This window comes from Arthrobacter glycogeni (assembly GCF_054510815.1).
Map to the genome: position 1 here is coordinate 1 of NZ_JBTNDV010000031.1, position 1,087 is coordinate 1,087.

Annotated in this window: 1 protein-coding gene; it reads left to right on the forward strand. The window is 61.8% G+C overall.

What is annotated here, in order from left to right; translation table 11 throughout:
* Window positions 1–60 precede the first annotated feature (60 nt).
* Window positions 61–1,087 (forward strand): IS256 family transposase (locus ACX80G_RS17110; protein ID WP_459309220.1); only part of this gene is annotated, 1,027 nt, incomplete at its 3' end.

Here is a 1,087-nt window from a genome sequence, read left to right on the forward strand (position 1 = left end):
GAGGGTGTCAAATTGTTTGTGTAAGGGCAGGGTGATCCTTAGTAGGAAGCCGTGATACTGATGTCCATGATTGATAAGGAAGCTCGTGAGGAGCGCAGACGTTCACAGCGTGAGGGTGTGGAGGCGTTGGAGGCCTCGGGTGCCCTGAATGAGTTGTATTCCATGATTGATGCCGGGCAGGTCGAGCTCGAAGGCAAAGACGGTCTGATTCAGCGGCTGATCAAGGCGGGTCTGGAACGGGGTCTGCAGGCCGAGCTTGGTGATCATCTGGGGTATGACAAGGGTGACCCGGACGCGGGGTTGTTTCCGAACTCACGCAATGGTGCCTTTCCGAAGACCGTGGGGACCGCGGTCGGGGACGTTGAATTGGCCATTCCGCGGGATCGGGACGGCACGTTCACCCCGTCCCTGGTTCCGAAGGGCTCCAGGCGCCTGGGCGGGCTGGACGAGATGATCGTGAGCCTTTATGCCGGTGGGATGACGGTGCGTGATATCGAACATCACCTCGTGTCCACGATCGGCACGGAAATCAGCCGCGAAACGATCTCGAAAATCACCGATGAAGTCCTCGAGGAGGTTACCGCCTGGCAGCGCCGGCCGCTGGAGGCCTTCTACCCGGTCATCTACCTCGACGCGATTGTGGTCAAGGTCCGCGACGGAGCGCACGTACGCAACAAAGCCGCCCACATAGCCGTCGGGGTCGATATGGAAGGAATCAAGCACGTCCTGGGCATCTGGGTCCAAGCCACCGAGGGTGCGAAGTTCTGGGCCGGTGTCTGCGCCGAGCTGGCCAACCGGGGTGTGAAGGACGTGCTGATCGTGTGCTGCGATGGGCTCACCGGGTTCCCCGAGGCGATCGAAGCGACCTGGCCCGATTCGCTCGTGCAGACCTGCGTGGTCCACCTGATCAGGGCTTCGATGCGGTTCGTGTCCTACGGGCAGCGTAAAGCCGTCGCGGCTGCTCTCAAAGCCGTTTATCAGGCCCCGAACGAGCCCGCGGCGCGGGCAGCGTTGGAGGAATTCGCGGCCTCGGAGCTAGGGAAGAAAAACCCGAACACCGTCCGGGCCTTCGAGGACGCCTGGGACC